Raw genomic sequence first — 13,356 nt, 5'->3', positions numbered from 1 at the left:
CAGTTCTTTCGGTCCGGGAGGCGGGTTCAGCGGGAGAGGGAGACGGCGAAGGGCTTGAAGCCGTGTCGGCGCAGGATGTGGGGCACGACCAGGATCATGGCCTCGGTGGCTCGGGCTGTGCTGATGCCTCCAAGGTCTTCGATCCATGCGGGCTGCCAGCCCAGGTCGGCGAGCAGGCCGGTGACGGTCTTCTTCGCGTTCTCGTCGTCGCCCGAGACATAGGCGGTCGGTGGGGTGGCCAGAGTTTCGGGAGCGGTCATGACCATGAACAGCATCGTGTTGAGGGTCTTGACCACATGGGTGTCGGGGAGTGCGCGCTGAAGTTTCTCGGCGAGGCTGCTGCCGGGGTAGCACAGGTCGCCGGGCAGGCCGTCGTCGGCGTCGCGGGTGGCGTTGGAGACATCGATGAGGATCTTCCCGGAGAGCTCGGTGCGCAGGCCGGTGAGGCGGTCCAGGGAGCTGTCGCCGGGTGTCGCGTTGATCACGATGTCCGCGGTGCGGGCGGTGGTGCGCTGGTCGGCGAAGGCGATCTGCGGGGCGACCCCGGCGGCGCGGGCGGCGGTGTCTTCCGGGCCCCGGCTGCCGAGGGTGACGTGGTGTCCCGCGGCGAAGAGCTTGTTGGCGAGGTTGGCCCCGACGCGGCCGGCGCCCAGGATGCCGATGTTGGTCATGAGACGAAACTCCTTGCGGTATCAGGTGGGAAGTGCGGGGTGTGCGGTCAGGCGATCGGCGACAGGACCTTGAGGGCGGCGGCATGGAGGCCGGGGGCGGCGGCCAGGAAGTCGCGGCTGCCCGTGTTCCAGGCTTCGCCCGCCAGGTCGGTGACGGTTCCTCCGGCTTCGGAGACCAGCAGGGCGCCGGCGACCAGGCCGGAGCGGACGTCGGAGAACTGCCAGAACGCGTCCATGCGTCCGGCGGCGACGTGGATGAGCTGCATGGTGGCGGGAACGGACACGCGCACGACCAGGCCGTTGATGAGCATGGCGGTGACGGAGTCACCGATCCGCCGGAAGGTTCGCTCGTCCTCGCCGGGCTTGGCCTGACCGGTGCCGATGAGCGCGGCGCCCAGATCGGTCTTGGCGGACACCGTCAGGGGCTGGCCGTTGAGGCGGGCACCGCCGCCGGCGACGGCGGTGTAGGTGTCGCCGGTCAGCGGCAGGTGGACAACGGTGAGCACCGGCCGGTTGTTGCGGACCAGGGTGGCGGTGACGGCCCAGTCATCCATGCCGTGGACGTGGTTGATGTTGCCCTCGGCGGGGTCGACGACCCACCACTCCCCGGGCGGGAGCGCGCCGCCGGCCAGCTCGTCCTCGGCCCACTGCGATCCCTGCCGGGCCCGCAGCAGCGGTTCGCGCAGCACGTCCAGCACCGCGTCGTCGTTGGCGTGGATCTCATCGACGACCTCGTCAAGACTCACGCCTCGGGCTTGCGGGGTGTAGCGGTCGCGCAGCGTGACGCCGGCGGCCTTCACCGCGGCGGTCACCTCGGACATGAGCGTCGTACCGGCGTCGAAAGGCATGGGTGTAGTCATGGTGGGCTCCCTGAGTTCTGTCGATGCGGGCGGTCTGTCTCGCCCCCGCACTTGGAAGGTAGGCCGCCCATCGATTAACAACAAGTGCATGCTTTTCACTCGTAGAGTTACTGCCATGCAACTGGATTTGAATCTGCTCACGGCCCTGGACGCTCTGCTGGAAGAGGGCAGTGTCGCCGGCGCCGCAGCCCGCCTCCACGTCACCTCACCGGCGATGAGCCGCTCCCTGGGCCGCATCCGTAAGGCCACCGGTGACCAGATCCTGGTCCGCACCGGCCGCAGCATGGTCCCCACCATCCGCGCGCTGGCCATGCGCGCCGAGGTCCACGCCCTCGTGCAGCAGGCACACCACCTTCTGTCCGCGGAGCAAGAACTCGACCTGGCAGCTCTGGACCGGGTGTTCACCGTGCGCTGGCACGACGCCCTGACCGCCGCCTGCGGCACCGCCCTGACTACGGCCGTCCACCACCAGGCCCCCGGCGTCCGGCTGCGCCTGTCCGCAGAACCCGGCACGGACGGCCCCGAACTGCGCCGGGGTGAGATCGACCTCGAATCCAGCTCCAGCCGGCCGACACTCCCTGACATCCGCCACCGTCTCGTCGGTAGGGACCGGCTGGTCGTCGCCGTCCGCCCAGGCCACCCGCTCACCGAAACCCCGATGAGCCTCGAGCGCTACGCGGCCGCCGAACACCTCACCGTTTCGCGGCGCGGAAGCCTGCGCGACCCGATCGACGAAGCCCTGACCAAGCGCGGCCTCGATCGGCGCGTCGTCGCCGCCGGGCCCACGGCCGCCTTCGCGCTGCAACTCGCCCTCGGCAGCGACCTGGTGGTGACCCTTCCCGACGCGGTCACCCGCGCGGCCCGGTACCAACTCGGCCTGACCACACTGGCGCTGCCACTGCCGTTGCCCGATGTCCCGTTGTACCTGCTGTGGCACCAGCGCTACGACGACGACCGCGCCCACATCTGGCTGCGCGAGCTGGCCACCGAAACCGTCCAGGCACTGTTTGCACGACCAAACACCTGATCGTCACGGTAACCAACCCAGCCGAGGGCAGAGTCGTCAGCGACGCGGCCCCGCAACCTTCCCGCAGCCGTCATAAACGACCCTTTCCCGGAGCAAGATCAAGGGCGACCCGTGGAAGCGGTCCGGATCACCGTTTCACTGTCACAACTCGTTCTCACTCAAAGTGGAACCGGGCATGTTCTGGGAATGGTTTGTGACGACATCCGGGTCATGACGGCCCCTCAGACCGCACTCCTGCCCGACGCGGACGACGCCGAGCGCCATCCCTGCCCGCGCTGCCAGGCATAGCCCGGCTCGCCGTGCCGCTCGCACTCCGGCGCGGTCGCCGGCACTTACCACACAGGCCGCTTCACCAAGGTGCTGATCGCCGTTCCATAGGGTCGGACGCTGAGCCGGCACAGCCTTACCCCGAGCGGTACCGGCAGATGCGCGACGAACAAGGCGCGCGTCACCGCTTGGTGCAGTTCAGCGCCAAGCGGGTCGGCCGGTCCCGGTCAGGCTGCCGGGGCGGTCAGGACGGCCTTGGCCGCCAGCCGGAGATTCCTGATCATCGGATTCGGGTCGCCCTTGCGGCTGACCAGGACGACCTGGCTGGGGGGAGCGCCCTCGATCGGGACGGTGACGAGGTGGGGACGCAGTGAGCTACGCCGATCGCCGACCGGTAGCACGGCGATCGCCCTGCCACTCGCGACGAGTTCGAGCTTGTCCTCGTAGCTCTCGATCGGCGGCACGCCGGCCCCGAGGATCCGGTAGGAAGCCCAGTCCGCGGTCTCGAACGCGCACGGCGCCGCCTCCTCGCCGGCCAGCTCTTCCGCGGTCACCGACGCGCGGTCGGCCAAGCGATGGCCACGCGGGACCACGAGCATCCGGGGCTCCTCGTACAGCGGGGTGGTGAACACGTCGTCGGCGGCGAGCGGCAGCGGGGCCCGCGCGACCAGGGCGTCGACGCGCTTGTCGGACAACGCCCCGAGGTCGCGGCAGCTCAGGTACCGGGTGGCGATCTCGGCGTCCGGGTAACGGCGGCGCAGTTCCCGTACGGCGGCAGTGATCACCAGGTCTTCGACGTAGCCGATGGCGATTCGTTCGGTCCCGGCTTGTTCACGCACGGCCAGCTCGGCCTGGCGGGCGGCCTGCAGCAGGGCTTGGGCCCGGGGGAGGAACCTCTGGCCGGCCGGAGTGAGCCGGGTGCCCTGGGGTACGCGGTCCAGCAGTCGTGCGCCGAGATACTTCTCGAGCCGCTGGATCTGGCGGCTCAGCGCCGGCTGGGCCACGTGCAAGTCGGCGGCGGCCCGGCCGAAGTGCTGGTGCGCCGCCACCACGGTGAAGTAGCGCACCAGCCGCAGTTCCAGGTCCTGTCCGAGATCGTTCACCCTTCCAGCGTACGCGTCATGCCGTTTCGGAATGACCAGGTTGCCGAACCGGTCTTGGACGGCCATGCCGTCCTGGGCCTTGACTGAAGGAGCAACGTTTCCCCAAGAAAGCGACGGGCGCGATGAAGGCGATCCAGTTCCACGAAGCGGGCGGCCCGGAAGTTCTGCAGCATGACGAGGTGCCGGTTCCCGAGATCGGCCCGGGCGAGGTGCTCGTCCGGGTGCACGCGGCGGGCATCAACCCGCCGGACTGGTACCTGCGTGAGGGGATGAAGGTCGTGCCGGCCGAGATGAGGCCGGCGCTGGAGTTCCCTCTGATCCCTGGAACGGACATGTCGGGCGTGGTCCAGGCGGTCGCTCCGGACGTGCTGGGGTTCGCCGTCGGTGACGAGGTCTTCGGCATGCTGCGGTTCCCCGGATTCGACGGCCGGACGTACGCCGAGTACGTGGCCGCGCGGGCTTCGGACCTGGCTCACAAGCCGGCCGGTATCGACCACGTGCAGGCGGCTGGGGCGCCCATGGCCGTGCTTACGGCCTGGCAGTACCTGGTTGATCTCGGCCACGACGTGCCGTCTCCTTTCACCGGCCAGGTGCACCAGCCGGTGCCGATCACGCCAGGGATGACCGTGCTGGTCAACGGGGCCGCCGGTGGAGTGGGCCACTTCGCGGTGCAGCTGGCGAAATGGAAGGGGGCACACGTCATCGCGGTGGCCTCGGGCCGGCACGAGCAGTTCCTGCGCAAGCTCGGCGCCGATGAGTTCATCGACTACACCAGGACGCAGGCCGCGGACGTGGTCAGCGGTGTCGACCTGGTGATCGACACCGTCGGTGGCCCGGACAGCTCACGCTTCCTGACCGTGCTCAAGCGCGGCGGCACCATGCTTCCGGTGTTCTTCGCCCAGTACGACCCGGAAGAGACGGCGAGTCTGGGCATCACAGTCTCGAACATTCAGGTGCGTTCCAACGGCCCCCAGCTCGCCGAGATCGGGCGCCTGTTCGACGAGGGCAAGCTCCAGGTCGGGGTGGACAGCACCTACCCGCTGCCCGAGGCGGGCAGCGCACACACGCGAGCCGCGCAGGGCCACCTCCAAGGCAAGATCGTGCTGACGGTGGTCTCGTGATCGCTGAACTCCAGCAGGCGGTGGCGAACTACGCCCACGCCCTGGACGAGCTGAATGTGCCCGAGCTGGAAGCGGTCCTGACCGAAGACACCACCTGGACCTTTACGATGCCCGGACAGGGAGTGTTCGGCCCGGTCGCCGGACGCGCGGCGGTGCTCGACTTCATCCGTGACGGGCACCCGGCCCGGACCGGAAGGGTGCTGCACCACCTGGGCAATGTCGTGGTCACGACGACGGACGCCGCCACCGCTGAGGTGCGGGCCTATCTGGTGCAGACGAGGAACACCGGCGAGAGCATTCAGATGATCTCGACCGGGATCTACACGTTCGGCCTGCGCCGGTCCGACGGTGGGTGGCGGATCGCCGAGCTCACCCTGACGCTGGACAACGCCTTTTAGGGCGGGGCCAGGGTCTGTGGTTTGGATCAGACCCGCGAGCCCGGCCTGATCCGAACGACAGACCCTAGCCGTTCTCCCGGCCCGGCAGCGGCGCCCCCTGGAGGAACGTCCGGTAGGCGTCCGCGGCGTCTTCCTCCACGGTCGGCCCTTCCGGTCCGTAGCGGGTGTCGCTCCGGTCGCGTTTCGGCCCGGAGATCCAGAAGTCCTCATCGGTGTCGACGTCGTAGAAGTTCGCGTCGGACAAGCCGAGGCCCGTGCCGCGGCGCAGGGTCCGCCCCTGGAAGTAGGCCGTCTTCCAGGTGCTGGAGAAGTCCACCCACCCGATCCACGAGGGTCCGCGGTCGGTGCCGTGGCCGGTTTTGAGCTGCACGAACATGATTCTTCGAGGCATCTCCCCAGCTTGGCCGACTGCGCCGCTCCGGCATACCGGGTTTCCGCCTGATCCGGCCTGATCCGAACGACACGCCCTGGCCAAACGGCAGGTCCTAGTGACTTGAGTCGGAGATTCCAGCTTGGGCCGTCTTACGACGACGCACCCAGCCTTCCAGTACAGCCCGTTGGGCATCGGTCACCGACAACGGCGGAATCTTCGGACCCGGACGACTCATACCGAACCAGCGACGAATCTCCAACTCAGGTCACCAGCCGCATCCTGACAGAGCGCCTGCCGGGCATCTGCCCTGGCCAGGCGCCCTTTTTCTGCGTCTAGAAGAAGCCGAGCTTCTTCGCCGAGTACGACACCAGCAGGTTCTTCGTCTGCTGGTAGTGATCCAGCATCATCTTGTGGTTCTCCCTGCCGATCCCGGACTGCTTGTAGCCGCCGAACGCCGCATGCGCGGGATAGGCGTGGTAGCAGTTGGTCCACACCCGACCGGCCTGGATGCCACGGCCCGCGCGGTAGGCGGTGGAGCCGTCCCTGGTCCAGACGCCCGCGCCCAGACCGTAGAGCGTGTCGTTGGCGATATCGATGGCGTCCTCGAAGTCGGAGAACGGTGCCACGGCCAGCACGGGGCCGAAGATCTCCTCCTGGAAGACCCGCATCTCGTTGTTGCCCTCGAAGATCGTCGGCCGGACGTAGTAGCCGCCCTCCAGCTCGCCGCCGAGCTCGGCCCGGGAGCCGCCGGTCAGGACGCGGGCGCCCTCCTTCTGGCCGATGTCCAGATAGGAGAGGATCTTCTCCAGCTGGTCGTTGGAGGCCTGCGCACCGATCATGGTGTCGGTGTCCAGGGGGTGCCCTTGGACGATCTTCTCCGTACGTGCCACTCCGGCCTGAAGGAAGTCCTGGTAGTGGCCGCGCTGGAGCAGTGCCCGGGACGGACAGGTGCACACCTCGCCCTGGTTGAGGGCGAACATGGTGAAGCCTTCCAGCGCCTTGTCGTGGAAGTCGTCCGCCGCGGACGAGACGTCGTCGAAGAAGATGTTGGGGCTCTTGCCGCCCAGTTCGAGCGTCACCGGCCGCAGATGCTCGGACGCGTACTGCATGATCAGACGGCCGGTGGTGGTCTCACCGGTGAAGGCGACCTTGGCGACCCGGGGGCTGGACGCGAGCGGCTTGCCGGCCTCGGCGCCGAACCCGTTGACGATGTTGACCACGCCGGGCGGCAGCAGATCCGCGACCAGGCCCATCCAGAAGTGCACCGAAGCGGGGGTCTGTTCGGCCGGCTTGAGGACCACGGCGTTGCCCGCGGCCAGCGCCGGGGCGAGCTTCCAGGTCGCCATCAGGATGGGGAAGTTCCAGGGGATGATCTGGGCGACCACCCCGAGCGGCTCGTGGAAGTGGTACGCGACGGTGTCCTCGTCGATCTCCGACAGGGAGCCCTCCTGGGCGCGGATGGCGCCCGCGAAGTAGCGGAAGTGGTCGATGGCGAGCGGGATGTCCGCCGCCAGGGTCTCCCTTACGGGCTTGCCGTTCTCCCAGCTCTCCGCGACCGCCAGCGCCTCCAGGTTCTGTTCCATCCGGTCGGCGATCTTGTTGAGGACGGCGGCGCGTTCGGCGGCGGTCGTACGGGCCCAGCCGGGCGCGGCCGCGTGCGCCGCGTCCAGGGCCCGCTCGACGTCCTCGGCGGTGCCCCGCGCGACCTCGGTGAACGGCTGCCCGTTGACCGGGGTCGGGTTCTCGAAGTACCGGCCCAGTGCGGGCGCCACGAACTCCCCGCCGATCCAGTGGTCGTAGCGGGGCAGATAGCTCATGACGGCATCGGCGGAACCCGGGCTGGCGTAACGGGCCATGGTGCGGCCTCCCAATCGCTCTCGGCGCGGTGCCCGCCACTCCCGTGTGACGGGCGTTGTGCGCAGGTTAGGGCGGCGGAGGTTGCGTGAACGTTGCGACATGCGCGGCGGCCGGCGCGTGCACGGCACGGGGGGAAGCGCCGGTCAGGCCGTACGCTGCGCGCAGCCGGTCCGCGGTGGCCATCGGCGCGCTGCGGGCCGGGGAGCGCTCCGGGAGGGCGTCCACCAGGGCTTCCCAGATCTCCAGGTCGTCCTCGCCCCAGGGGGTGTGCGACCACTCGCGCAGCAGGCCGGGATCGCGTGCGCCGAGCAGCGCACGCCGTAGCCGGTCCTCCAGCGCGCCGCGCAGCCGATGCACGCCGGGCGCCTCCGACAGCGGCAGCAGTGGGCCGCGGTAGGCGCCCACGGCGGCCCGCAGCTCGCCGGCCCCCAACGCCTCCTCGACCGCGCACAGATCGGTCTCGACGGGCCGGCTCAGCCGGTACGGACGCGAATGCAGCAGGGTGCCCACGAGGTGACGCAGCCGGGACAGCTCGGCCCGCAACGTCACCGGGCGCATCTCGCGCTCGCCGTACAGCAGCACCGAGAGCTGTTCGCCCGTCAGCCCATCGGGGTGCCGGGCCAGCAGCAGCATGATCTCGCTGTGCCGGCGGCCGAGCCGCAGCCGCTCCCCGTCCACCACCAGCAGCGCCTCGTCCCGGCCGAGCGCCGCGAGGCAGACGCCCAACTCCGGTACGTCCGCGGCAAGATGGGCCTCCGCGGCGCGTGCGGTGGCCTGTACGAGAGCCAGGCTGTGCGGGCTCGCCAGATGGTCGCCGCCGGTGATGTCGACCGCGCCCAGCAGCCGTCCGGTCCGTGGATCGTGCAGCGGGGCGGCGGCGCAGGTCCAGCGCTGCACCTGCCGGTTGTAGTGCTCGGCGGCGAAGATCTGTACGGCGTGATCGGCGGCGAGCGCGGTGCCCGGGGCATTGGTACCGGCGTGCCGCTCGTCCCAGCGGGCGCCGACCACGAAGTTCATCCGCTCGGCACTGCGCCGCACCCCGCGGTGCCCCTCGACCCACAGCAGCCGCCCCTGGGGATCGCAGACGGCCAGCAGATGCGCGCCGTCCTGCGCGAAGCTGCCCAGCAGCTCCCGGAAGACGGGCATCGCGCGGGCCAGTGGATGCCCGTTCCGGTAGGCGCCCAGCGTGGCCTCGTCCAGATCGATGGGGGCGGCGCCGTCCGCCGCGGCGTGGGCGTCGGCGGAGCGGCGCCAGGAGTCGGCGACCACCCGGCGGACCGGTGGCGCAACCGTCCCGTCGGTCAGGAAGGCCGCATGGGCCCGGCGCACCGTGCGGATGCGCTCCACCGGATCGGTTCCGGTCTCCATCGCCAGCCAAGGGTTGACCACGTGTCACCTCTCCGATGCGGCTCCTGCTCCCCGTACGGCCGATGGTGCTCGTACCGGGCGGGGTCGTAAACCCCACGGGCACGCCCGGTCACCCACGGGCGTCACGGTGGTCACCCTGCGCGCAGCCGCAAACGGAGAGGGCTGTCCTGGCGCTGCCGGGCGACGCCGCCGGAGGGCTCACCCCCGCACGACGAACGGGCGGGAGGCCCACCGCCTCCCGCCCGTCCCGGCTCCGCGCCGGCCAGGTCTACCTGATCGCCTTGATCAGCTCACCGTTGGTGGTGTCACCGCTCAGCTCCCAGAAGAACGTGCCGCCCAGGCCCTGCGCGTCCTTGAAGGCCATCTTCGTCCCGATGGTCTCCGGGGTGTCATAGCTCCACCACTGGTCGCCGCACTTCGCGTAGGCGGTGCCGCCCACCTTGCCGGTGGCCGGGCAGCGGTCCTTGAGCACCTTGTAGTCGTCGATGCCGGCCTCGTACTTGCCCGGCGCCGCGCCGGTCGCGGTACCGCCCGGCGCGTCCTGGGTGACGCCCGACCAGCCGCGGCCGTAGAAGCCGATACCCAGCAGCAGTTTGCCCGCCGGGACACCGAGGCCCTTGAGCTTGCCGATGGTGTCGGTGCTGTTGAAGCCGGCCTTCGGGATGCCGCTGTACGACGTGAGCGGGGAGTGCGGTGCCGTCGGGCCCTTGGCGTCCCAGGCGCCGAAGTAGTCGTACGTCATCGGGTTGTACCAGTCGACGTACTGCGCCGCGCCCGCATAGTCGGCTGCGTCGATCTTGCCGCCGGCCGAGGCGTCCGCGGTGATCGCCGCGGTCACCAGATTGTTCTGGCCGAACTTCGACCGCAGCGCCTTCATCACCTTGGTGAAGGCGTCCTTGCCGCTGGTGTCGCAGGTCAGGCCGCAGGCGTTGGGGTACTCCCAGTCGATGTCGATGCCGTCGAAGACATCCGCCCAGCGCTTGTCCTCGACCAGGTCGAGGCAGGACTGGGCGAAGGCGTCGGGGTTCTTGGCGGCCTCGCCGAAGCCGCCCGACCAGGTCCAGCCGCCGAACGACCAGATCACCTTGAGGCCCGGGTGCAGCTTCTTGAGCTTGCGCAGCTGGTTGAAGTTGCCGCGCAGCGCGCCGTTGTCCCAGGTGTCCGCCGTGCCGTCGACGCTCTGGTCGGCGGTGTAGGCCTTGTCGTAGTCGGCGTAGGAGTCACCGATGGCGCACTTGCCGCCCTGCACGTTGCCGAAGGCGTAGTTGATGTGGGTCAGCTTGGCCGCCGAGCCCGATGTCTCGACGTTCTTGACGTGGTAATTGCGGTCGTAGACACCCCAGTTGGTGAAGTATCCGACGACCTTGTTGCCCGCCGCGGCGGGCTTCGCCGGCGTTGCGGCGGCCGCGGACGAGTGCTGCGCGGCGGGGGCGCCGGCCGGGTCGGCGGAGGCCGGTCCGGCGAGCAGGGTGCCGGCCAGCGCCGCCGTACACAGCGCGGTGGCGGCGGCGATCACTCTGCGCGGTGATCGCATCCGGTGCGGTCTGAGCATGTCGTCTCCTCGGAGGGGGGCGAGGGTGGAGCCTGACCTGCGTTCCGAATTGGCATGAACGCGTTGAACGTTGGAGGAGAAGCTAGAAGGACTAGACCAGTGAGTCAATGGTTCGGACCAATTTCCTGACCGGTCGGTACGGGGCCGGATTCCCACAGCCCGTGATGATCAACCCGTGACGCGAGGCCGCCGATCGGGCATACTCCTAGCGCCACCGCCGCAGGTCATCGCCTTCCGCAACCCGGAACGCGATCATCGGCCTGGCACGATGAAACGGCGCCGCCGCCCACCCCGCGCGTGTCGCCGCAGCGCCCGACAAGGAGGAGAGCGCCGCCATGAACGAGTACGGCCCCCGGCCGGTGGACCGCAGGCTGCCCACGGAGGAAGCCCGCGACCTGTTGACCCTCGTACGTGAGCTTGCCGAGCGCGAGATCAGGCCAACGGCCGCCGAGGAGGAGGACGCCGGCCACTTCCCGCGCGAGACCTTCACCCTGCTGTCGGAATCCGGACTGCTGTCGCTGCCCTATGACGAGGAATTCGGTGGCGGCGGCCAGCCCTACGAGGTCTACCTCCAGGTTCTGGAGGAACTCGCCGCCGCCCGGCTCACCGTCGGCCTCGGCGTCAGCGTGCACACCCTCGCCTGTCATGCGCTCGCCGGATACGGCACCAAGGAGCAGCGCGCCGAACACCTGCCGGACATGCTCGGTGGCGGACTCGTCGGTGCGTACTGCCTCTCCGAGCCCTCCTCGGGCTCCGATGCCGCCTCCCTGACCACCCGGGCGACCCGGGAGGGCGACACCTGGCGGCTGGAGGGCACCAAGGCCTGGACCACCCACGGCGGCGTGGCCGACTTCTACACCGTGCTGGCCCGCACCGGCGGCAGCGGCGCCCATGGCATCACCGCCTTCCTGGTCCCCGGCGACGCCGAGGGCCTCAGCGCCGCGGCGCCCGAGCGCAAGATGGGCATGAAGGGCTCCCCGACCGCCCAGCTGCACTTCGACGCCGTCCGTGTCCCCGACTCCCGCCGTCTCGGGGACGAGGGACAGGGCTTCGCCATCGCCCTGTCCGCCCTTGACTCCGGGCGCCTGGGCATCGCGGCCTGCGCGATCGGCGTCGCCCAGGCGGCGCTGGACGAGGCGCTCGCCTACACCGCCGAACGACAGCAGTTCGGCCGCCCGATCGTCGACTTCCAGGGCCTGCGCTTCATGCTCGCCGACATGGCCACCCAGATCGAGGCCGGCCGCGCCCTCTACCTCACCGCCGCCCGGCTGCGCGACGCCGGTCTGCCGTTCTCCAAGGAGGCGGCGATGGCCAAGCTGTTCTGCACGGACGCCGCGATGCGGGTGACCACCGACGCCGTCCAGCTCCTCGGCGGCTACGGCTACACCCTCGACTTCCCGGCCGAGCGCTATATGCGCGAGGCCAAGGTCCTGCAGATCGTCGAGGGCACCAACCAGATCCAGCGGATGGTCATCGCCCGCCATCTCGCGGGCCCCGAAACGCGCTGAGCGGGGGCGGGGCGGACCGGGGCCTCTCCGGTCCGCCCCGCCGCCCCACGCGCTCCTTGCCCGTCAGGCCCGCGCCCTCAGTCCACCAGCCCCTTGAGCCCCGTCGCCGTCCCGATCGCGACCACGAGCGTGCCCGGCGTACGGGCCAGGTCCCGCGCCACGGCGGACCCGACGGCGGAGGACGGCTCCAGGACCAGGCCCTCCGCAGCCAGCCTCCGGTGCTCCGCCGTGATCGCCTCGTCGTCCAGGGCGACGGCCGTGCCCGCGGTGCGCCACAGCGCGTCGAGCCCCTGCCAGCAGGGCCGCTCCTCCCCGAGGGAGAACGCCACCGTCGGCCCGTGCGCCACCCGCGTACGCTCCTGGTCCGCGCGGTCCTGGCAGCGCAGCGCGGCCGTGAACGGCGCGGCGGCGGAGGGCTCCGCGGCCACCAGCCGGGGCTCTTGGGCGATCAGTCCCGCGTCCGCCAACTCCCGGAAGCCGCGGCCCACTCCGGCCAGCAGATCCGCCCGGCTGGTGGGTACCACCACCGCGTCCAGCCGCCGCCCGGCGAAGTCCCGCGCCAGCTCGTAGGCGACCGACTTGTACCCCTCGTTGGCATACGGATTCCCGCCCGGCGAGGGCGAGGAGTAGCTGGTCAGCGGGTACCACTGGTGTTCCTCGACGGCGCGGGCCATCGCCGCGTTCCGGGCGGCGGTGGTGCCCGGGTGCACCCTCCGCTCGGCGCCCAGCGCATCGATCTGGGCCCGCAGCCCCGCCGGCACCGCCTCGTTCGTGAACACCACACAGCGCAGCCCGGCCCGTGCCGCATACGCCGCGGCCGCCGCCCCCGCATTGCCGGAGGACGCGGCGACCACGGTGCCGGCTCCGGCTGCCACCGCCGCGGCCACCCCGACGGCCATCGCCCGGTCCTTGTGGGAACCGGTCGGGTTCGCGCCCTCGTACTTGAGCCACAACTCCCCGCCGGCACGGCTCTCTTGGGTCCCGTCCGGGCCGCTCCGCAGCCGGATGCACGGGGTGTTGCCCTCTCCCAGCGTGACCGGCGGACCGGGCACCGGCAGCCCCGCGGGCAGGCCCCATGGCCCGCCCGGATAGGCGGCGAGGTCCACACCGGCCAGATCCGCGAGCGGCGGCATCGTATTGACGCCGATGCCCTCCGCGGCGCAGGTCGGGCAGCCGGTGAATCCCTCCGCGGCGCGGGCGCAGCGCAGGCAGTGCAGAGGAGGTCGTGAGGTCACCGTGGCTCCAGGGATC

12 protein-coding genes are annotated in these 13,356 nt (G+C 70.4%); 4 read left to right on the top strand and 8 right to left on the bottom strand.

What is annotated here, in order from left to right:
* Positions 1-26: 26 nt before the first annotated feature.
* Positions 27-671 (bottom strand): NADPH-dependent F420 reductase, encoded by a 645-nt coding sequence (locus tag ACGFWI_RS11855; protein WP_393905804.1) that lies wholly within the window; start codon positions 669-671, stop codon positions 27-29.
* 47 nt (positions 672-718) lie between these two features.
* On the bottom strand, positions 719-1,531 hold the full coding sequence (locus ACGFWI_RS11850; protein WP_393905803.1) for an inositol monophosphatase family protein: 813 nt from the start codon (positions 1,529-1,531) through the stop codon (positions 719-721).
* A gap of 115 nt (positions 1,532-1,646) precedes the next feature.
* Here ACGFWI_RS11850 and ACGFWI_RS11845 point away from each other — a divergent pair, with 115 nt between their 5' ends.
* Positions 1,647-2,558: a LysR substrate-binding domain-containing protein gene (locus tag ACGFWI_RS11845; protein ID WP_393905802.1), complete on the top strand. Its 912-nt coding sequence runs from the start codon at positions 1,647-1,649 to the stop codon at positions 2,556-2,558.
* A gap of 494 nt (positions 2,559-3,052) precedes the next feature.
* Here ACGFWI_RS11845 and ACGFWI_RS11840 read toward each other — a convergent pair whose 3' ends face one another.
* Positions 3,053-3,928: a LysR family transcriptional regulator gene (locus tag ACGFWI_RS11840; RefSeq protein ID WP_393905801.1), complete on the bottom strand. Its 876-nt coding sequence runs from the start codon at positions 3,926-3,928 to the stop codon at positions 3,053-3,055.
* Positions 3,929-4,050: 122 nt separating this feature from the next.
* Between ACGFWI_RS11840 and ACGFWI_RS11835 the strand changes: the two genes are divergently transcribed.
* Both ACGFWI_RS11835 and ACGFWI_RS11830 read left to right on the top strand, forming a co-directional pair.
* Positions 4,051-5,049 (top strand): NADP-dependent oxidoreductase, encoded by a 999-nt coding sequence (locus tag ACGFWI_RS11835; RefSeq protein ID WP_393905800.1) that lies wholly within the window; start codon positions 4,051-4,053, stop codon positions 5,047-5,049.
* A complete protein-coding gene (locus ACGFWI_RS11830) occupies positions 5,046-5,447 on the top strand; it encodes a nuclear transport factor 2 family protein (protein WP_393905799.1) in 402 nt (133 codons plus the stop codon). The genes ACGFWI_RS11835 and ACGFWI_RS11830 overlap by 4 nt, the downstream gene beginning before the upstream one ends.
* Positions 5,448-5,511: 64 nt before the next feature.
* Here ACGFWI_RS11830 and ACGFWI_RS11825 read toward each other — a convergent pair whose 3' ends face one another.
* The 4 genes from ACGFWI_RS11825 to ACGFWI_RS11810 all read right to left on the bottom strand — a co-directional run bounded on the left by ACGFWI_RS11825 (position 5,512) and on the right by ACGFWI_RS11810 (position 10,597).
* The gene (locus ACGFWI_RS11825) at positions 5,512-5,838 is read right to left on the bottom strand and encodes a hypothetical protein (RefSeq protein ID WP_393905798.1); all 327 of its coding nucleotides are present in this window, start codon (positions 5,836-5,838) and stop codon (positions 5,512-5,514) included.
* A 314-nt stretch (positions 5,839-6,152) separates the two neighbouring features.
* Positions 6,153-7,676: an aldehyde dehydrogenase family protein gene (locus ACGFWI_RS11820; protein ID WP_393905797.1), complete on the bottom strand. Its 1,524-nt coding sequence runs from the start codon at positions 7,674-7,676 to the stop codon at positions 6,153-6,155.
* A gap of 67 nt (positions 7,677-7,743) precedes the next feature.
* Positions 7,744-9,066 (bottom strand): GAF domain-containing protein, encoded by a 1,323-nt coding sequence (locus ACGFWI_RS11815; RefSeq protein ID WP_393905796.1) that lies wholly within the window; start codon positions 9,064-9,066, stop codon positions 7,744-7,746.
* Between the two features lie 247 nt (positions 9,067-9,313).
* The gene (locus ACGFWI_RS11810; protein ID WP_393905795.1) at positions 9,314-10,597 is read right to left on the bottom strand and encodes a glycoside hydrolase family 18 protein; all 1,284 of its coding nucleotides are present in this window, start codon (positions 10,595-10,597) and stop codon (positions 9,314-9,316) included.
* A gap of 335 nt (positions 10,598-10,932) precedes the next feature.
* Between ACGFWI_RS11810 and ACGFWI_RS11805 the strand changes: the two genes are divergently transcribed.
* Positions 10,933-12,105 carry an acyl-CoA dehydrogenase family protein gene (locus tag ACGFWI_RS11805; RefSeq protein WP_393905794.1) on the top strand — a complete coding sequence of 391 codons (1,173 nt, stop codon included), beginning with the start codon at positions 10,933-10,935 and terminating at the stop codon, positions 12,103-12,105.
* A gap of 77 nt (positions 12,106-12,182) precedes the next feature.
* Here ACGFWI_RS11805 and ACGFWI_RS11800 read toward each other — a convergent pair whose 3' ends face one another.
* Complete coding sequence (locus ACGFWI_RS11800; protein WP_393905793.1) at positions 12,183-13,340, bottom strand: pyridoxal-phosphate dependent enzyme; 1,158 nt, start codon at positions 13,338-13,340, stop codon at positions 12,183-12,185.
* Positions 13,341-13,356: the final 16 nt, after the last annotated feature.

The sequence above is a fragment of the Streptomyces sp. NPDC048434 genome, from assembly GCF_043200375.1.
GTDB lineage: Bacteria > Actinomycetota > Actinomycetes > Streptomycetales > Streptomycetaceae > Streptomyces.
Note: the sequence above shows the minus strand (reverse complement) of the source record. Positions and strands in the feature narration are given on the sequence as shown.

Excerpts from the sequence above, each read along its gene's own strand:
- ACGFWI_RS11855 (WP_393905804.1), bottom strand. The coding sequence starts at position 671 with ATGACCAACATCGGCATCCTGGGCGCCGGCCGCGTCGGGGCCAACCTC.
- ACGFWI_RS11850 (WP_393905803.1), bottom strand. The coding sequence starts at position 1,531 with ATGACTACACCCATGCCTTTCGACGCCGGTACGACGCTCATGTCCGAG.
- ACGFWI_RS11845 (WP_393905802.1), top strand. The coding sequence starts at position 1,647 with ATGCAACTGGATTTGAATCTGCTCACGGCCCTGGACGCTCTGCTGGAA.
- ACGFWI_RS11835 (WP_393905800.1), top strand. The coding sequence starts at position 4,051 with ATGAAGGCGATCCAGTTCCACGAAGCGGGCGGCCCGGAAGTTCTGCAG.
- ACGFWI_RS11825 (WP_393905798.1), bottom strand. The coding sequence starts at position 5,838 with ATGCCTCGAAGAATCATGTTCGTGCAGCTCAAAACCGGCCACGGCACC.
- ACGFWI_RS11820 (WP_393905797.1), bottom strand. The coding sequence starts at position 7,676 with ATGGCCCGTTACGCCAGCCCGGGTTCCGCCGATGCCGTCATGAGCTAT.
- ACGFWI_RS11810 (WP_393905795.1), bottom strand. The coding sequence starts at position 10,597 with ATGCTCAGACCGCACCGGATGCGATCACCGCGCAGAGTGATCGCCGCC.
- ACGFWI_RS11805 (WP_393905794.1), top strand. The coding sequence starts at position 10,933 with ATGAACGAGTACGGCCCCCGGCCGGTGGACCGCAGGCTGCCCACGGAG.